This window comes from Citrobacter sp. HN-141 (assembly GCF_033341895.1).
Classification (GTDB): domain Bacteria; phylum Pseudomonadota; class Gammaproteobacteria; order Enterobacterales; family Enterobacteriaceae; genus Citrobacter.
This window is the reverse complement of sequence record NZ_JAWPBF010000010.1, coordinates 94,372-112,382: the sequence shown is the minus strand read 5'-3', so window position 1 is coordinate 112,382 and position 18,011 is coordinate 94,372. Positions and strand designations below refer to the sequence as shown.

Sequence of the window (18,011 nt, the reverse complement as noted above, 5' to 3'; positions counted from 1 at the left end):
CGTAAGCCAGAACGCATCAGCCTGCTGCGATGGTTCTGTTTACGAATTAACAACGCCCATTGCCTGATTGACGACAGCGTGATATCGCTCCGGACTGGAATGAACATAGATCTCAGTGACTTTAATCGTACTGTGGCCCAGCAGCTCCTTGACCATGTGGATATCCGCGCCACTTTCGACAAGGATTGTCGCAAAAGAATGGCGCAACTCATGGATGGTATAGGACGGGATACCCGCTGTTTCACAAAGTGTTTTTTGTAGGCGACGGGGTTCTGCAACCGGATTATCCGTGTTTTGTCCAGGGAAAACCCAACCGCTATCCCCCAGGAACTGACGCGCTTCGGTCAGCAGCACAAAGGCTTTATCACACACCGGAACATGACGCTGCCTGCCGTTCTTGGTCTGTCTGAGCGTAATGACCTTACGTGACCATTCCACATCCTCCAGACGAAGGTGACGAGTTTCCCCCAGTCGAAGCCCGGTTAAGCCCAGAAACATCAGCAGCATGACCGCTGCACTATCGGGTTCCTTGTGGTGTTTTTGCTCGCAGGCCTTAAACCAGCGCTGAAATTCCTCATGGCTCATCGCCCTGCGACGGGACGTGGTTTCCGGCAGCATCCGGATAAACTCAGTGGGTAACGTCGTCACCAGCTTCATTCTGCGACCATAACCAAAAATGGCTTTCAGCAGAGCCAGATGACGATTACGTGTGGCTGGTTTCAGATTGCTCAGGCCATTGAGATAACGCCCGATAACGCCCTCATCGATATCATGAATCTTAAAATGCCCAAGAAGGGGAAGCAGATAGTTACGGATTTTTGAACGATCGGTATCGGCAGAACGCTTTCCACCAGCGTCCAGAACATCATGTTCGAAGCGATCCAGCAGACCACTGAACAGCAAATTATGCGAAACGAACAGGTTAGCACCACGTAGCTGGTACTCTGCCCGCATATCTGCAATTAGTTTTTGTGCTGCTGACCGCGCCTGCGTGATGGTAAGTGCCGGATAATCACCCAGACGGCGATATACGTTACTCCCGCCACAACTGAAACGGGCGGCAAACATGACCTTGCCTCGTTTACTGACCAGCGCCTTAAAACCCGTAGTTCTGCTGTCGCTCAGTTCACGACTTTTGCCCTTCTGAATGCATTCAGCCTGAACGCTCTGAATAAGGGACTGGCTTATAGGTTGTGTTGTACAGGACACAGCGTCCTCCATGTATGCGGGAACGGTTAAACGCTGTGCATACGCAAGGGTGCTGCAAATCAAGAGAAGGGTTGTAAATACTACTTTGACAATGTGTTGCATAGCCCGAATCCACGCGAAAAATTAAACAAAAGGATCAGAGATCCCGTTGAATTTCGTGTGTTAATCCACTGGATTCACCAGCAGATACCATTGGCGCCATAAGACGCTTGTGGTCCCGTAATTTCTTACAGGTTCGAGCAGGGCACTGATAAAACGCCCCGAAACAACACATCACTGTGAAGGCTCAGAACAGCGAAAGATGGCAGGATATAACCTGCATACATCATTGACCGCTGTACCAGTCAACGACTCACCTGATGGTTCATCGGAGTAGCCGCGCTGGACTCCTTAATGCTTACTGGCCATGAACAGACCTGCACTGAAGGCGGGATAAATGTAACTGGAAAAAATCCACGATGTCAAAACCTTTTTCCATACTTCGCCGTAACACGCCACAAAACAGGCACATATTATCCATTTGAAATCAATCAAATGGAGATAATCATGTTCAAACTCACTACCCCCACCAGTCTTCCCCTTCTCAACCTGCCCGCCTCCGCGCTGGAAGCCCTCAGCAATGAAATCCTCGGCCCCGTCGATGATATCGACCTGTTTACCGATTTCTGGAACGAAACGGGAACCCTGCTCTGGCATCTCAACCACGATGACACCCTCCCCGAAGACCCGCTGCTGGCAGTGGCACTGGCTAACCCGGAATACGTCACCGCACTTGATGATGGCTGGTATCTGCTTCTCGGTATCGTCTGTGATAACGGACAGGGTATCTATCTGGTATTCCCAGAAACGACCATTATCACTCAACTCCAGAACCTGATTGAGGCGCTGAACCATGAGTAAGAAAAAAATCGCTACCGAAGCCGCCGTCATCGAAAGCTATACCGTGTTCTACAGCGGGGAAGCAGAGAAAATCAGCCCCCATAGCAAGGGACTGCTGACGTATGAGCTGGGTAAAGAGGGTGAAACCGGAAGCCTTGCCCTGCGCTTAACCGCCAATGGCGAAGGAGGCCTGTTCTCCCGTGAATGGGTAGCGCTTGATGCGATTCACGCCATTCTGGAACAGCAGCAGGACAGCTTTCCGTCCCGTGTATTTCGCCCACTGTTTGGTCAAGGCAGCACCAATAACGCAGGTTTTCTTGCTGCCGTGCTCAGAAGTCCGGATATCTGCCTTATCGAAGCGGACAGCAGCAGACTCTTTATGCACCGCTGCTATGCCGACTGGCAGCACCGTCTGACGCAGCTTGCCGCAATCAGCCAGGACTAATCCCCCGCTTTTTCTGTGTTCCATACCCCTTAAAAAGGAAATTCACTATGTCATCACCCGCTATATTGCAGGGCGGCTATGTGCTGCCGCTCTCCCGGTCGTTCACCCAACTGCTTCTGGGTATCGTTGCGCAAAAACCGCCTCATCGTCACCCCATCACCGGATTAACCATTAACTTCCGTGACCCTGAATACTCACCGGAAAAGGGCGGCTGGCATCCGGTCGAAATACGCCTCATCCCTGCCGGAGAAGACTGGCAGCTCGATTACGTCACCGATTTTCACTATGCAGGGCATCCATGGCCTGAGCTTGAAAAAGATGTCGATGTGAGCTGGACGCAACAATACACGTGGCTTTCCCGTTGTGGCGATATCTCTCATGTCGACGCCCGTGAGTTCTGGTCGCTATGGGAAAGTAACTTTATGGCTTACCACGATATGGGGGTTTTCACGGTCCGTACGTTGTGGGAAAGCTGAGTATTCACCCGGTTTCCCACGCATCCCCCCTCTCCCCCGTAGTAAGGAACTGAATGTTATGTACCGGCTTCTGCTGCTGAACTTCGTGGATTCATTTATCGATAACTGCATTCTGTCCTGCGTCGATGAACCGGCTTACGGTGGTATCGTGCAGTGCGAACTGCTTTTTGGCCTTGCCGCACACAGCGGTATCTATGTGGGTAATGGCGACATTGTTCATCTTGACGGCGACGGCATTGTTATCCGAAGTAATGCTCGTGAGTTTCTTGACCGGCTCGATGGCTGGAACTCCGCTATCTCTGTGTATACCGACTGTATGGATTTGACACCACGGGGTTGTGCGCGGGCCGCTGAACGGGCAAAGGCGGCAGTGGGTCAGCGCTATCCTTATAGCCTGCTCGACTTTAACTGCCACCGGTTTACTGCCCGCTGCGTTACCGGCGATTCGTGCCCTGATATCTGGCTTGCCAGACATCTCGATTCTTTTCAGAAAGGGGACCGATGGCGCGTATGGCAACGATGAAAGCCAGCCGTTGCAGGCAACGTGTCACCGGACAGGGAGAACGGCTCATCCGGCTGACCATGGTGCTGTTTTACGGTCAGACAATATCTGTTCGCTACATCATCCGGCAGTTTGACGTCTCTCCCCGCACAGCAAGACGGGACCTCGCTCAACTGGCCTTTGTGCTGGAATCCGCTGGCCCTCACCGCTGGCGACTGGCTCCCTCGCTGAAACCCTGACTTTTTTCTCTGCCGGACATCTCCTGACCACCCCGTATGGCAGGCTGTCTCCGCTTTTCAATCCATAAGGGAACATGATGAAAACTTTAAAACTGTTAACCGCCGCAATTCTGCTTTCCGCCTTCAGCCACAGCGCGTTCGCCGACGAGCAGGCTGACGCTCAGATGATTACCAATTCGACCTTCTGCGCGATGTACTCCACCCGCCTGACCCAGACCAGCGACAGCGGCCTTCAGTTAAAAGGCGTCAATCTCAATGCCCGCATCAACGGACCGGTATTCAACAGGGTACTTCAGGTGATGAACAAGACCTATGGCAGAACCTGGCTCGAATCAAATGCCCGTAACGGCAGCATGACCGCCATGCAACTTTCGCAGTCGGAGCTGCTCTATAACCCGGAATATGCCCGGCAGTGCGATGCTTTTGCGGATAAAGTGGAAAAGGAATGGCGCGGAAAGTAATCCCGACGCGTTATACCTCCATCCGGTGAACAGAAACCTGCTTTCGGGCAGGTTTTTTTTTACTTTTTCTTGATCAGCCGGACACATCCTGTCCGGGGGGAGTAATTAAACTGTCAGGTCCAATATCTGCAATGAGGTGAAATATGGCTACCTACCGACACGACCCCGACCTTGAGTTTCTGCGCCACTGCCATCGTGACGATCTGGATTTACTGGTTTCTGTGCTTATCTACGATCCGAAAGACGGACTGGCACGCATCACGGAAACGCTGACTTACGATCCTCAGTATAAAAAACACAAGCCCAACCACCCGCGCTACTGGGATGCCATTGCCGCCGAGGTTCAGACGTTTGGGGCGAACAGCTTTGCCACGCTGCTCCGCTGGGGTAAAGGGGTGCTGTACCGGGAAATTCTTACCGATGCCTGCGATAAAATGAAGGTGAACTACAACAACAAATCCAGTGTTGAAACCATTGAAATGAATCTGCTGATGAAGATCCTGGAGAAAAGCCTTGAGAAGATGACGCCCGATCAGCTAAAGACCGTGGCGGAAGAATTGCAGACAGGCTACAGCAACCCCACGCCGGAGTTGCTGACCATGGCAATCCAGGCGGGGATAAAAACATCCGGGTTTGCGGCCTACCAGATGGCACTTGTTGTCACAAATGGTGTGGCGAAAGCCCTGTTAGGCAGAGGGCTGACCGTTGCAGGAAATGCCATGCTGACGCGTACCATGGGCGCTTTTGCCGGTCCCGTGGGCTGGGTGCTCAGTTCTCTCTGGCTGCTGATTGATTTAGCCGGTCCCGCATACCGGGTGACGCTACCATCCTGCATTTTTATTGCCTACATGCGCCAGAAGCATCTTTATTCACCTGAGAATACTGACGTTTAGCACTTACATTTAAGGTATTCAGACTTTAAAAAACTTCAGAGGGCGGACAAATCCTGTCCGCTACTGCTGGCATCATTTCCCGGCTAAATTCGGAAATGATGTATGACGCTGATAACACAAGAAAACGAACATGACAGACTGGCAACCCGCCTTTCCATCATCCTGAGCCGTTTGTTTCAGGGTGAAAAGCTGCATATCGGGACGCTGGCAGAAGAATTTGGAGTGACGACGCGAACGCTGCGACGGGATTTCAACGTCCGTCTGACCTACCTTGATATTGAACAGAGCAACGGCGTGTATCAGCTTGCCTCACATTACTTTCGTCGCCGCACGGAACGGGATATGAAGATACTGGCGAGGTTGCTGCATCTTGACCGTCTGTTACCCGCGATGGATGCCAAACTACTGAGCCTGATGCTTGACGGGGAACGTCCCTCGCCATACAGGATTATGCTACCGGAGCCGCGCCAGAAACCCACCCTTTTCGGTGATTTCAGCAGACTGACGCTCGCCATACTTAACCAGACCCAGGTGCGTATCAGAACCGACGAAAACGTCAGCCATACCGTTCATCCCTACCGTCTGCTTTGCAGCCATGCGGAGTGGTTTCTTGCCGGATGTACGTCATCGGGCGTGTTCGTTATTTCCCTGTCCCGAATCAGGCTGGTTGAGGTATTACCGGATACAACGTTTGAGATCGATAACACACTCATTTCGCTGATTGAACAGTCTGACTTTATGGAAGCCTTACCCCACATGAACATTATTCATCAGATAATGCATTACGGGAGTAAACAGACGAATAATCGTAATTAAAATCACAACATATTATTAGTGATGATTAAATCACATTAACATGATAAGTGAGAAAGTTATGATTATCGATAAAGAATACGCACTTGTAGATGCAACAGCAAGACTTAACACTGACCTGAGGGATTATGAATATGAAATAAACAACGCCGCCATCATAACATTTGGCAATGACCTCATTGAGGTAATCGTATATCAGTTCAGCTTTGTCATCAGCATCAGGGCAGAGGGTGAAAAAATAAAGCACGGCCTACTTGTTAACTTCGGTAAAAATATAGCAAGACAGGTTTCATCACTTTGTACATCCGCAATGCGAGTCTACCCGAATGAAAAACACAAACCGAGCCGTCAGCTTTTCCATTGCATAAATTAGTTTGTACAAAGACTGTACTACCGACACGCAATAAATTAAAATAGGCCAGCTAATATAACATATGAGGTTTATGATGGCTGGCCAGTATGAAAAAGCAATAACGATAAAACAAGCGATAGATTCAATTAATTTACGCCACTATCTTCTGCCTGCAATTCAGAGGAAGTTCGTCTGGAGCAGCAGTCAAATATGTTTGCTGTTTGATTCCATCATGCGAGACTACCCGATAAACTCTTTCATGATGTGGGATATCCGTAGTGCCAGTATTAAAAACGATTACAAATTCTATGAATTCCTGAAAGAATACTGTCAGCGATTTAATGAAGAAAACCCCTGCGTAGCAACAAATGCTGGATTTCATGATTTCAAGGCGGTGATTGATGGTCAGCAGCGTCTCACATCATTATATATTGGATTGTGTGGAACGTATGCGTATAAACAGCCCCGGATGTGGTGGCCTTCGGCACAGGATGATCGCATCCTGCCACCCAGAAAGCTTTACGTCGATTTAACAGCGCCACTTAAGTCAGACGACGAACTCATGATGAAGTACAACTTCAGGTTCCTCACCGAGAAGCAATACGCTGATTCACTTACAGACAACAAACATCACTGGTTCTGCCTGCACGAAATATTCAAATACGAGCAACATGATTCTCCGGATGATATTTTATTTAACGTTGTCGAACCAGAACTCGAAAAAAGAGGACTCATTTCCAGTGAATTTTCCAGAAAAACATTACTGAGACTTTATACCAAGATAAGAACTGAAAATCTTATCCACTACTTCAATGAAAGCAGTCAGGACATTGATCATGTGCTGGATGTTTTCATCCGCACGAACAGCGGGGGGACAAAACTTGAGTTCTCCGACTTACTGATGTCAATAGCGGTAGCGCACTGGCAGGGGGATTTCAGAAGAGAACTGGATGAACTGACAAAAAATATTTATCAGAACAACGAGATGGGGTTTTATATTGAAAGAGACTGGTTCTTAAAAACCAGCCTGATGCTTATTGACTCTGACGTCCGGTTCAAAGTAAAAAACTTCACTTCAGAGGAGGTCGGTAAGATACAACAGCAATGGTCTGAAATAAAATCCTGTATCAAGGAGTCTTTTATTCTTATCAGGCGATTCGGCATCAATCCACAGTCTTTGATATCTAAAAATGCAGTCATTCCTGTGGTCTACTGGCTTTACAAAAAGCAAAACAGTGGACATCTATTATATACAACGATTAATCTCCTGAATAAAAACCACAATGAACGCTCAGTAATTAGCCAGTGGTTTTACATGGTACTTCTGAAAGGGATCTTTGGAAGCCAGGCCGATGCGCTACTCACGAGTATCAGAGATGTAATGAAGAATAGTCTTTCAGATATTCATTTTCCTCTTGAGAAGATTATTGACAGATATAAAGGCTCGAATAAAGACCTTAGATTTGACGACGAATACATCGAAAGCCTTCTCAATATCAGATATGGCGAAGGTCGTTGCCGCGCACTATTGCATCTTCTGTTCCCTGAAATGAATCCGACCGAGGTGTTTCATATTGATCACCTTCACCCAAGAAATCATTTTTCAAAGAAATATCTTGAAAAATTAGATTATGTTGCGAATACACCAGAAAACCTCAGCTTTTATGAAAATCCGGAGCACTGGGACACCATACCTAATCTTCATTTACTGAATCACTCTCAGAATATAAGTAAACAGGATACATCCCTGAAACAATGGCTATCTCATTCATCAAACAACTATACGCCATCAATGTTGTTAGTTTCAGATGAAAATATTGAGTTCAGTCGCTTCCCGGAATTCTACAATGAGCGAAGAAACGCCCTGAAGCAAAGACTGCTGAATCGGGTATTTCTTACAACAAAAATAGATTCATCACCATCCACAATGGATACGGATGAAGAAATTCTCACCGACTGAACGTTCAGCCCCGATAGTATTGGGGCTTCAGTGTTTATCATCAGCGCAACGTTTCTACTGGCCTGGCTGAAAGAGCATTGGCTACACAACCGGGCAAACGAACTCTCAGTGCAACGTATGACATACAAAGCCTGTCATCAATATGAAATTGCGATAAAATCGGACCAATAACAGTACTTAAGAATCATACAACAGGATACAAAATGACAAGCCTTCAGCAGCGTGCAGAGCTACACCGTCAAATCTGGGCCATTGCCAATGATGTCAGAGGCTCCGTAGATGGGTGGGATTTTAAACAGTATGTACTCGGTGCACTTTTCTACCGCTTCATCAGTGAGAATTTTTCCAGCTACATGGAAGCAGGGGATGAGAGCATACATTATGCAGCACTTGATGACAGCATCATTACCGGTGACATCAAAGACGATGCCATCAGGACTAAAGGCTATTTCATCTACCCGAGCCAGCTGTTCTGCAACGTTGCCGCTAAAGCGAACACCAACGACAGGCTGAATGCTGATTTAAACAGTATCTTCGTCGCTATTGAAAGCTCTGCCTACGGCTATCCGTCCGAGGCTGACATCAAAGGCCTGTTCGCCGATTTCGATACGACCAGCAATCGTCTGGGTAACACAGTTAAAGACAAAAACAGCCGTCTTGCCGCCGTTCTGAAAGGCGTTGAAGGGCTGAAGCTGGGGAATTTTAACGAGCATCAGATTGACCTGTTTGGTGATGCCTATGAATTCCTTATTTCTAACTATGCGGCGAATGCAGGTAAGTCTGGCGGGGAGTTCTTCACTCCACAGCACGTCTCTAAGCTGATTGCGCAACTGGCAATGCACGGGCAGACCCACGTCAATAAAATCTACGACCCGGCTGCAGGCTCTGGCTCTCTTCTGCTTCAGGCCAAAAAGCATTTTGATAACCATATCATTGAAGAAGGTTTTTATGGTCAGGAGATAAATCATACAACCTTTAACCTGGCGCGTATGAACATGTTCCTGCACAACATCAACTACGACAAATTTGATATCAGACTGGGGAATACCCTGACTGAGCCTCACTTTGGCGATGAAAAACCGTTTGATGCGATTGTCTCTAACCCGCCGTACTCGGTTAAGTGGATTGGCAGTGACGACCCGACCCTGATTAACGATGAGCGTTTTGCTCCGGCTGGCGTGCTGGCCCCGAAATCAAAAGCGGACTTTGCGTTTGTACTTCATGCGCTGAACTACCTGTCTGCTAAGGGGCGTGCAGCAATAGTTTGCTTCCCCGGTATTTTCTACCGTGGCGGTGCAGAGCAGAAAATCCGCCAGTACCTGGTCGACAACAACTATGTTGAAACGGTGATTTCACTCGCGCCAAACCTGTTCTTCGGCACCACCATTGCCGTTAACATTCTGGTGCTGTCTAAACATAAAACTGACACCAGTGTTCAGTTTATTGACGCCAGTGGGTTGTTTAAGAAAGAAACCAATAACAATATCCTGACTGATAATCATATCGAAAAGATTATGCAGGTCTTTGCCAGCAAAGCGGATATTGACCACCTCGCTAAAACTATCCCTCATGAAACAGTTGCCGCCAATAACTATAACCTGTCAGTCAGCAGCTACGTCGAAGCCATGAATACCCGAGAAATAATTGATATCTCCGAACTGAATACTGAACTGAAAATCACCGTCGGCAAAATCGATCAGTTACGTAAGGATATCGACTCAATTGTGGCAGAAATTGAAGGTGACGAGGTGCAGGGATGAGTGAGTTGAGCTATCTGGAAAATCTACTTAATGGGGTTGAGGTGAAATGGCTGGCTCTTGAAAACGCGGCAGAGCTTAAGCGAGGTAAGAGGTTGGTCAGAAGCCAACTTGAGTTGGAGGGGGAATTTGCTGTTTATCAAAACAGTATGACTCCCTTAGGCTATTATCATCAACACAACACAAACCCTGATACCACTTTTGTTATTTGCGCAGGTGCAGCAGGTGAGATAGGTTACAGCTCTAGTCCATTTTGGGCTGCTGATGACGTGTATTATGTGGCCTCCACCAACCTCTTAAATAGCAAATTTTTGTATCATTACTTACTCACACAAAAAAATAAAATTTCATCTCAGGTTCGTAAAGCCAGCATCCCTCGCTTATCTAAAACATCCTTAGATAGAATATTCGTCCCGATCCCCTGCCCAAACATCCCAGAAAAGTCCCTTGCTATCCAGTCTGAAATCGTCCGGATTCTGGATAAATTTACTGCGCTTACAGCTGAGCTTACAGCTGAGCTTACAGCTGAGCTTACCCTGCGAAAAAAACAGTACAACTACTATCGCGACCAGTTATTGAGTTTTAAAGAGGGTGAGGTTGAGTGGAAGACTTTGGGGGAAGTGGCTGTTATAGGAACAGGTAACCATGATACGCAAGATGCTATAGAACATGGCAAATATATTTTTTATGCACGTGGACGTGAGCCATTAAAGTTAAATGTATTTGATTTTGATGAAACAGCAATCATTACGGCTGGAGATGGTGCCGGGGTGGGAAAGGTATTTCATTACGCTAAAGGTAAATATGCTTTGCATCAGAGAGCATATCGTATTGTCCCAAATGCATTTATGAATCCGCGATTTGTATATCACTATATAACAGCATATTTTTTTACCTATATTCAAAAAGCATCAGTAAGTTCATCGGTTACCTCACTTCGTCGACCAATGTTTTTAAAATTCCCAATACCTGTACCACCTTCAGAAGAACAAGCTCGCATTGTCGAAATACTCGATAAATTCGACACCCTGACCAACTCCATCACTGAAGGTCTCCCGCGTGAAATCGAGTTGCGCCAGAAACAATACGAATACTACCGTGATTTACTTTTCAGTTTCCCGAAACCTGAAACTGTCAGTAATTAATTGACCATTGCTACCGATCGGGCCACCTTAACACCCGGTCAGTATATAGACTATTTTTTACGCGCCGGAAGTCACCATCCCCCCCCTTCCGGCCCTTGCCAGACGGCACAAAGGATGCGCTATGACTCATCAAACACACACTATTGCTGAATCCAATAACTTTATCGTCCTTGATAAATTCACCAAAGTTATGGATACCGGTGACAGCTACCAGAGCGAGTTGGACCTTGAGCGGGAGCTGATTCAGGACCTTCTTAATCAGGGCTATGAGTTTATCTCCGTTAAGTCACCGACTGCGATGCTGGCGAATGTGCGGGACCAGCTTCAGCGTCTTAATGGTGTGGTGTTTAACGAAAGTGAATGGCGGCGTTTCGCAGAGCAGTATCTCGACAGCCCCAGTGACAGCAGCCTGGACAAAACCCGTAAAATCCATATCGACTATATCTGTGATTTCACGTTTGATGACGGTCGTCTGGAAAACATCTATCTGATAGATAAAAAGAACCTGCTGCGCAATAAGGTGCAGGTCATTCAGCAGTTTGAGCAGACTGGCTCACACGCTAACCGTTATGATGTTACGATTCTGGTCAACGGCCTGCCACTAGTGCAAATCGAACTCAAAAAGCGCGGCGTGGCGATTCGTGAAGCCTTTAACCAGATACACCGTTACAGCAAGGAAAGCTTTAACAGCGATAACTCCCTGTTTAAATATCTGCAACTCTTCGTGATTTCCAACGGGACTGATACCCGGTACTTTGCCAGTACCACTAAACGGGATAAAAATAGCTTTGATTTCACCATGAACTGGGCGAAATCGGATAACACTCTGATTAAGGACCTGAAGGACTTTACCGCCACTTTCTTCCAGAAGCATACTCTGCTGAATGTTCTGTTTAATTACAGCGTGTTTGACAGCAGCCAGACGCTGCTCGTCATGCGCCCCTATCAGATTGCCGCCACTGAGCGAATCCTCTGGAAAATTAACAGCTCATTTAAAGCGAAGAACTGGTCAAAACCAGAAAGCGGCGGGTTTATCTGGCATACCACTGGGTCAGGTAAAACCCTGACCAGCTTTAAGGCCGCACGACTGGCAACCGAGCTGGACTTTATTGATAAAGTCTTCTTCGTGGTCGACAGGAAAGACCTCGATTACCAGACCATGAAGGAGTATCAGCGCTTCTCTCCGGACAGTGTCAATGGTTCGGATAATACAGCAGGCCTCAGAAGAAACCTGGATAAGGACGATAACAAAATTATCGTCACAACCATTCAGAAACTCAATAACCTGATGAAAGCCGAAGCTGACCTGCCCGTCTATCAGCAGCAGGTGGTGTTTATCTTTGATGAGTGTCACCGCAGCCAGTTTGGTGAGGCCCAGAAAAACCTCAAAAAGAAATTCAGACGCTTTTATCAGTTTGGTTTTACCGGCACGCCTATTTTCCCGGAAAATGCACTGGGGGCAGAAACCACCGCCAGCGTCTTCGGGCGTGAATTACATTCTTACGTAATTACTGATGCGATTCGTGATGAAAAAGTGCTGAAGTTTAAGGTGGACTATAACGATGTCCGCCCACAGTTTAAGTCCCTTGAAACGGAAACAGACGAGAAAAAACTCAGCGCGGCTGAAAACCAGCAGGCCTTTCTGCACCCACTGCGTATCCAGGAAATAACGCAATACATTCTCAATAACTTCCGCCAGAAAACGCATCGTACCTTCCCGGGAGCAAAAGGCTTCAATGCCATGTTAGCAGTGAGCAGCGTGGACGCGGCAAAAGCTTATTACACGACATTTAAAATGCTACAGGAAGAAGCTGAGAAGAAATCTGGCAGCTATAAACGTCTTCGTGTGGCAACCATCTTTTCTTTTGCTGCTAATGAAGAGCAAAGCGCCATTGGTGATATTACCGACGAAAGTTTTGATACCAGTGCAATGAACAGCAGCGCGAAGGAATTCCTGGATTCAGCCATTGATGACTATAACAACCACTTTAAAACCAATTTCAGCACCGACAGTAACGGTTTCCAGAACTACTACCGCGATTTAGCTCAACGAGTGAAAAATCAGGATATTGACCTTCTCATCGTGGTGGGAATGTTCTTGACTGGCTTTGATGCTCCGACTCTCAATACTCTGTTCGTTGACAAAAACCTGCGTTATCACGGTCTGATGCAGGCATTCTCACGCACCAACCGTATCTATGATGCAACCAAAACCTTCGGCAATATCGTGACTTTCAGGGACCTGGAGCGTCCGACCATTGATGCCATCACACTTTTCGGCGACAAAAACACCAAGAATGTGGTGCTGGAAAAAAGCTACGAAGAGTACATGCAGGGCTTTACCGATGCGGCAACCGGTGAGGCTAAACGAGGTTTTATGGCTGTTGTTTCGGAGCTGGAGCAGCGCTTCCCTGACCCTGCCAGTATAGACAGTGAAAAAGAGAAAAAAGCCTTCGTCAAACTGTTTGGTGAATATCTGCGGGCAGAAAACATCCTGCAAAACTACGATGAATTTGCCACGCTGAAAGCCCTGCAGAAGGTTGATATTAGTGACCCGGAAGCGGTAGAAACCTTTAAAGCAGAGCACTATGTGGATGATGAAAAATTTGCTGAATTACAAACCATTCGTCTTCCGGCAGAACGTAAAGTTCAGGACTATCGCTCAGCATACAATGATATCCGGGACTGGCAGCGACGCGAAAAAGCAGCAAACGACAGGGATACATCAACCACAGACTGGGATGACGTGGTGTTTGAAATTGACCTGCTTAAGTCGCAAGAGATTAACCTGGACTACATCCTTGGTCTGATTTTCGACCACAATCGTCAGAAAAAAGGTAAAGAAGCCCTGACTGAAGAGGTCAGACGCTTAATCCGCTCAAGTCTGGGCAACCGTGCCAAAGAAGGTCTGATTGTTGACTTTATTCAGCAAACTAACCTTGATGACATGCCGGACAAGGCCAGTATCATTGATGCATTCTTTACCTATGCTCAGCGTGAACAGCAACGGGAAGCAGAGGCGTTGATTAAGGAAGAAAATCTCAATGAAGAGGCTGCAAGGCGCTATATCCGCACATCACTAAAACGGGAGTATGCCACCGAAAATGGGACGGAGCTAAATGAGACGCTACCAAAGCTCAGTCCGCTGAATCCTCAGTACAAAACGAAAAAGCAGACTGTATTCCAGAAAATTGGGGCATTTATCGAAAAATTTAAAGGGGTTGGAGGACACCTCTAGATGTCAGATAAAAGAACAATGCGCTACCGTAATTTATAGGTAAGATTGTATCTTTTCACCTGCATCAGACCTGTTATGATCGATGAGGCGCTGGTTAATGTTAATGCTAACTGGATGAGTTTTAATCGCTGATTCAGACAATTAGCGTCCAGAACTTACAGAAACCAGTGCTTGATTTTGGATGGTAAAGTGCTGAACGGACGTATCACAGGAGAATGCTTATGAGCGTAACTATAAAAGACGATCGACTCCGTACCATCGCTACCTTTGACGGTAAAACCCTGAAAGACGACCGACTCAGGACCATCGCAACGTTTGACGGTAAAACCCTGAAAGACGACCGGCTCAGAACCATCTCAACTTTTGACGGTAAAACCCTGAAAGACGACCGACTCCGCACCATCGCTACCTTTGATGGCAAGACCCTGAAAGACGATCGACTCCGCACCATCGCAACATTTGATGGTAAAACACTTAAAGACGATCGACTCAGAACCATCGCGACAGTTAATGGTAATGTCAGTATTGTTGTTTTGGCGTTTGCTGCTCGGCTATTTTAGGGCTAAGAGCCTATCTCAACAGAGATTAATACTTTACCCAAAAGATATAATATCAGTATCTAAAAGCCTGCACCGTCTGATTTTTAGTCATTGAATCGCGAGAACGGGAGATAATTTCTCTTCTATGGGTATAGGCTCATAATGGTAGGATTCTGGTAGCTTCGAAACGCCGTATTTAAGCAATACTTAAGTCATGAAGAACCAAACTTAAACATTTTTCTCAAGGTAAACCAGTAAAAAACTGTTAGTGCTGATGGATCGTTTGGGCTCTTTTAAAGGGATTGAAAATCCCCGTGTCCTTGGTTCGATTCCGAGTCCGGGCACCACTATTTTTGTTTTGGGATGTCTCTATACGTCCGGAAACATATAAAAATCAGTAGTTTGATAAGAATCTGGAGTACCGCAAGGTACTGCCAGATTTTTTGACATCCGTAGTTTTTGGGGGCTTAATTGGGGGCCTGCCGGTTTGATAAACTACGGAGCCCCCACCATGCCTCTGACTGATACCGCCACCCGCCACGCCAGACCTCTCGACAAACCATACAAACTCAGCGACGCGCAAGGTTTATATCTGCTGATTAAACCCAACGGTTCCAAACTCTGGCATCTTAAGTACCGCTTTGGCGGAAAAGAGAAAAAGCTGGCATTTGGCGCTTACCCGACCGTCTCGCTGGCAACGGCCCGTAAACTGCGCCAGGAAGCCCGTACGATACTGAGCACAGGTGCCGATCCCGGTGTAAAGAAACAGCAGGACAAGCAGGCAAGAAAAAACGGCAATACCTTCGAGACCGTCTCCCGTCAGTGGGTAGCCGCAAATATTCGCTGGAGTGAGGCACACGCCACCAGAGTTCTGCGCTCACTGGAGCTACACATTTTCCCGCTCATCGGCAATGCCCTTGTGACTGACCTGAAAACTGCTGATCTGTTGCTCCCGCTACGGATGGCAGAGAAAAAAGGTTGTCTGGAAACCGCAGCACGAATACAGCAACGTACGACGGTCATCATGCGTTACGCCGTACAGGAAGGATTGATTACAAGCAATCCGGCCAATGACCTCTGCGGCGCTCTCACCCCACCACCGAAAAATCATTACCCTGCCCTGCCGCTGGAAAAATTACCTGAACTGCTGGAAAGAATAGAGAGCTATTCAGGCAGACTGCTGACAAAGCTGGCGGTACAGCTTAATTTGCTGATTTTTATTCGCTCCAGTGAATTACGTTTTGCCCGCTGGTCGGAGATCGACCTGGATAATGCGATGTGGACACTTCCTGCAAATCGGGAACCCATCACAGGTGTGCGTTACTCAGAACGCGGTGCAAAAATGAAAACGCCGCATCTTGTGCCGCTGTCAAAACAGGCGGTAACGGTACTGAAGCAGCTAAAACTGTTATCCGGCAACGGGGAATTACTCTTTCCCGGCGATCACGATGCCCGTAAGCCAATGAGTGAGAATACTATCAACAAGGCGCTGCGTACGATGGGTTATGACACACAGGTGGACATCTGCGGACATGGATTCCGTACGATAGCGTGTAGCGCGTTGATTGAATCAGGTCGCTGGTCAAAAGATGCTGTGGAGCGGCAGATGAGCCATCAGGAGCGTAATCACGTTCGCGCCGCGTATATTCACAAAGCGGAACACCTCGACGAACGGACCCAGATGATGCAATGGTGGTCGGATTATCTTGATACCTGCCGGCATCAATTCATCCCGGCTTATCGCTTTGAGAAGTCGATTAAGATTGCCTGATCTAGGCTAATGCACCGGCTTCTGATCAAACTGAGGGCTAAGGCGAAGTGCGACAAAGCGAGCACTGAACCTCCCTGATAAAACAGCGGGATTTATCACCATCGTAATTCTCCGTGCTTCAGGGAAAATCTATCTGGCGGGCCGTGCTTGTATAGCTTTTTAATAGATGGGAGCAGCAGAAATTAAAAAGTGGCGTGAGGTGAGTAAATTACATTTTGTAGAAAAGGCTAATTCGTGTCACCTAAACCCACCTGCTTGGTTCCCACCAAGAGGGAACCAAGCAGGTCAGGGGAAAATGAATAAGTTATGTAGTCCCTGCAAGCAAAAGGACGCGCACGCCTTGCCAGTACGATTTTAACTGGTAGGGCTTCTTTCCTATCTATCAATTCATTTTAGCTATTATAGGACCACAAATGAAGAACGAGTCGCATTATAACAATCACAAGACTTAGTTTTTCAATCCCTAGATAACATCTCCATTGCCTCCTCTGGTTTTGCGGAAAGAAACCCTCTGACTCCTTTATTAGATAAAATCGCCAGCATACCGGCAAAGGACAGCATAGCGAGAACAAAAAATATATTGTAAACGCCTAATACATCCATCAAACATCCAAATACTATCATCGCTACCGGCATATTAATCATTGCAAAAAACATAAGATTTGATAAAACTCTTGTCCTTAGCTCTTTAGGTAAGTTAACCATTAACAATGAGTCAACAGTTACATTTATCCAATTTCTAGACAAGCCAATAATAAACTGGCCTATGAATAACATCATAACGTTATGATAGATACTCACTAATAATAAAGACAGGAAAAATAGAGCTGATGAAATATATACTATACGCTTACTATCAAAAAATCTTTTTACATAAGGAAGGCATACTGATCCAAATATAACCCCCCCGCCCATGCTTGTTGTCAAAAAACCAACAAAAACAGGAGGCAACCCATTTATCTCTTTAATTATATATGGAAATGCCAATGTCATTGGCGCAAAAGCAATACCTATAATAATACTGTACATAAAAAAACCTGAAACGACTGGATTTTTTATTGTATATTTAAATCCATCTTTAACATCATTCAACCATGTCGAAATATGAATGCTAGGATTTTCATTTTGTGTTGAGTAGCGTATCAACATGCAAAGAAAAAATGCAACAGACAGACATGTTGAAAGAAATAAGAAAGAATTAGCCACTCCAAAAAATGTAACCATTGAACCGCCTAACGCGCCCCCAAGGATAGACATGACAGAATTTATTCTATGTGTGATATTTATAGCATCAGGAATATCACGCTCTGAAACCAAGTGAGGAAGAATACC

Annotated in this window: 17 protein-coding genes; 15 read left to right on the top strand and 2 right to left on the bottom strand. The window is 46.7% G+C overall.

Going from position 1 to position 18,011, the window contains the following annotated elements; translation table 11 throughout:
* Positions 1–39: 39 nt before the first annotated feature.
* On the bottom strand, positions 40–1,209 hold the full coding sequence (locus tag RYZ59_RS14000; RefSeq protein ID WP_318048603.1) for a site-specific integrase: 1,170 nt from the start codon (positions 1,207–1,209) through the stop codon (positions 40–42).
* A gap of 546 nt (positions 1,210–1,755) precedes the next feature.
* On the opposite strand from RYZ59_RS14000, the gene RYZ59_RS13995 reads away from it, so the two are divergent.
* The 15 genes from RYZ59_RS13995 to RYZ59_RS13925 all read left to right on the top strand — a co-directional run bounded on the left by RYZ59_RS13995 (position 1,756) and on the right by RYZ59_RS13925 (position 16,679).
* On the top strand, positions 1,756–2,109 hold the full coding sequence (locus RYZ59_RS13995) for a hypothetical protein (protein WP_207292838.1): 354 nt from the start codon (positions 1,756–1,758) through the stop codon (positions 2,107–2,109).
* A complete protein-coding gene (locus RYZ59_RS13990) occupies positions 2,102–2,533 on the top strand; it encodes a hypothetical protein (RefSeq protein WP_017382949.1) in 432 nt (143 codons plus the stop codon). Before RYZ59_RS13995 ends, RYZ59_RS13990 begins: the two co-directional genes overlap by 8 nt.
* A 47-nt stretch (positions 2,534–2,580) precedes the next feature.
* Positions 2,581–3,009 (top strand): DUF2787 family protein, encoded by a 429-nt coding sequence (locus RYZ59_RS13985; protein ID WP_026080582.1) that lies wholly within the window; start codon positions 2,581–2,583, stop codon positions 3,007–3,009.
* Between the two features lie 58 nt (positions 3,010–3,067).
* The gene (locus tag RYZ59_RS13980) at positions 3,068–3,532 is read left to right on the top strand and encodes a lecithin retinol acyltransferase family protein (protein WP_057060184.1); all 465 of its coding nucleotides are present in this window, start codon (positions 3,068–3,070) and stop codon (positions 3,530–3,532) included.
* The gene (locus RYZ59_RS13975; protein WP_042080396.1) at positions 3,511–3,750 is read left to right on the top strand and encodes a DeoR family transcriptional regulator; all 240 of its coding nucleotides are present in this window, start codon (positions 3,511–3,513) and stop codon (positions 3,748–3,750) included. Before RYZ59_RS13980 ends, RYZ59_RS13975 begins: the two co-directional genes overlap by 22 nt.
* A gap of 74 nt (positions 3,751–3,824) precedes the next feature.
* The gene (locus tag RYZ59_RS13970; RefSeq protein WP_245397046.1) at positions 3,825–4,211 is read left to right on the top strand and encodes a hypothetical protein; all 387 of its coding nucleotides are present in this window, start codon (positions 3,825–3,827) and stop codon (positions 4,209–4,211) included.
* 143 nt (positions 4,212–4,354) lie between these two features.
* Positions 4,355–5,104, top strand: a complete 750-nt coding sequence (locus RYZ59_RS13965; RefSeq protein ID WP_054625981.1) for a DUF3944 domain-containing protein — start codon at positions 4,355–4,357, stop codon at positions 5,102–5,104.
* A 102-nt stretch (positions 5,105–5,206) separates the two neighbouring features.
* Positions 5,207–5,920 carry a helix-turn-helix transcriptional regulator gene (locus RYZ59_RS13960; RefSeq protein WP_032165642.1) on the top strand — a complete coding sequence of 238 codons (714 nt, stop codon included), beginning with the start codon at positions 5,207–5,209 and terminating at the stop codon, positions 5,918–5,920.
* A gap of 58 nt (positions 5,921–5,978) precedes the next feature.
* Complete coding sequence (locus RYZ59_RS13955) at positions 5,979–6,290, top strand: hypothetical protein (RefSeq protein WP_207292837.1); 312 nt, start codon at positions 5,979–5,981, stop codon at positions 6,288–6,290.
* A gap of 70 nt (positions 6,291–6,360) precedes the next feature.
* Positions 6,361–8,229, top strand: a complete 1,869-nt coding sequence (locus tag RYZ59_RS13950) for a DUF262 domain-containing protein (RefSeq protein ID WP_318048610.1) — start codon at positions 6,361–6,363, stop codon at positions 8,227–8,229.
* 203 nt (positions 8,230–8,432) lie between these two features.
* Positions 8,433–9,989 carry a type I restriction-modification system subunit M gene (locus RYZ59_RS13945; protein WP_318048611.1) on the top strand — a complete coding sequence of 519 codons (1,557 nt, stop codon included), beginning with the start codon at positions 8,433–8,435 and terminating at the stop codon, positions 9,987–9,989.
* Complete coding sequence (locus tag RYZ59_RS13940) at positions 9,986–11,131, top strand: restriction endonuclease subunit S (protein ID WP_318048613.1); 1,146 nt, start codon at positions 9,986–9,988, stop codon at positions 11,129–11,131. Before RYZ59_RS13945 ends, RYZ59_RS13940 begins: the two co-directional genes overlap by 4 nt.
* 121 nt (positions 11,132–11,252) lie before the next feature.
* Positions 11,253–14,369: an HsdR family type I site-specific deoxyribonuclease gene (locus RYZ59_RS13935; protein WP_318048614.1), complete on the top strand. Its 3,117-nt coding sequence runs from the start codon at positions 11,253–11,255 to the stop codon at positions 14,367–14,369.
* A gap of 221 nt (positions 14,370–14,590) precedes the next feature.
* Positions 14,591–14,929: a 5-fold beta-flower protein gene (locus tag RYZ59_RS13930; RefSeq protein WP_020838577.1), complete on the top strand. Its 339-nt coding sequence runs from the start codon at positions 14,591–14,593 to the stop codon at positions 14,927–14,929.
* 490 nt (positions 14,930–15,419) lie between these two features.
* Positions 15,420–16,679, top strand: coding sequence for a tyrosine-type recombinase/integrase (locus RYZ59_RS13925; protein WP_318048615.1), 1,260 nt, complete (start codon positions 15,420–15,422; stop codon positions 16,677–16,679).
* A gap of 456 nt (positions 16,680–17,135) precedes the next feature.
* Here the strand turns inward: RYZ59_RS13925 and RYZ59_RS13920 are convergent, their stop codons facing one another.
* Positions 17,136–17,996, bottom strand: coding sequence for an MFS transporter (locus RYZ59_RS13920; RefSeq protein ID WP_318048616.1), 861 nt, complete (start codon positions 17,994–17,996; stop codon positions 17,136–17,138).
* Between the last annotated feature and the right edge of the window lie 15 nt (positions 17,997–18,011).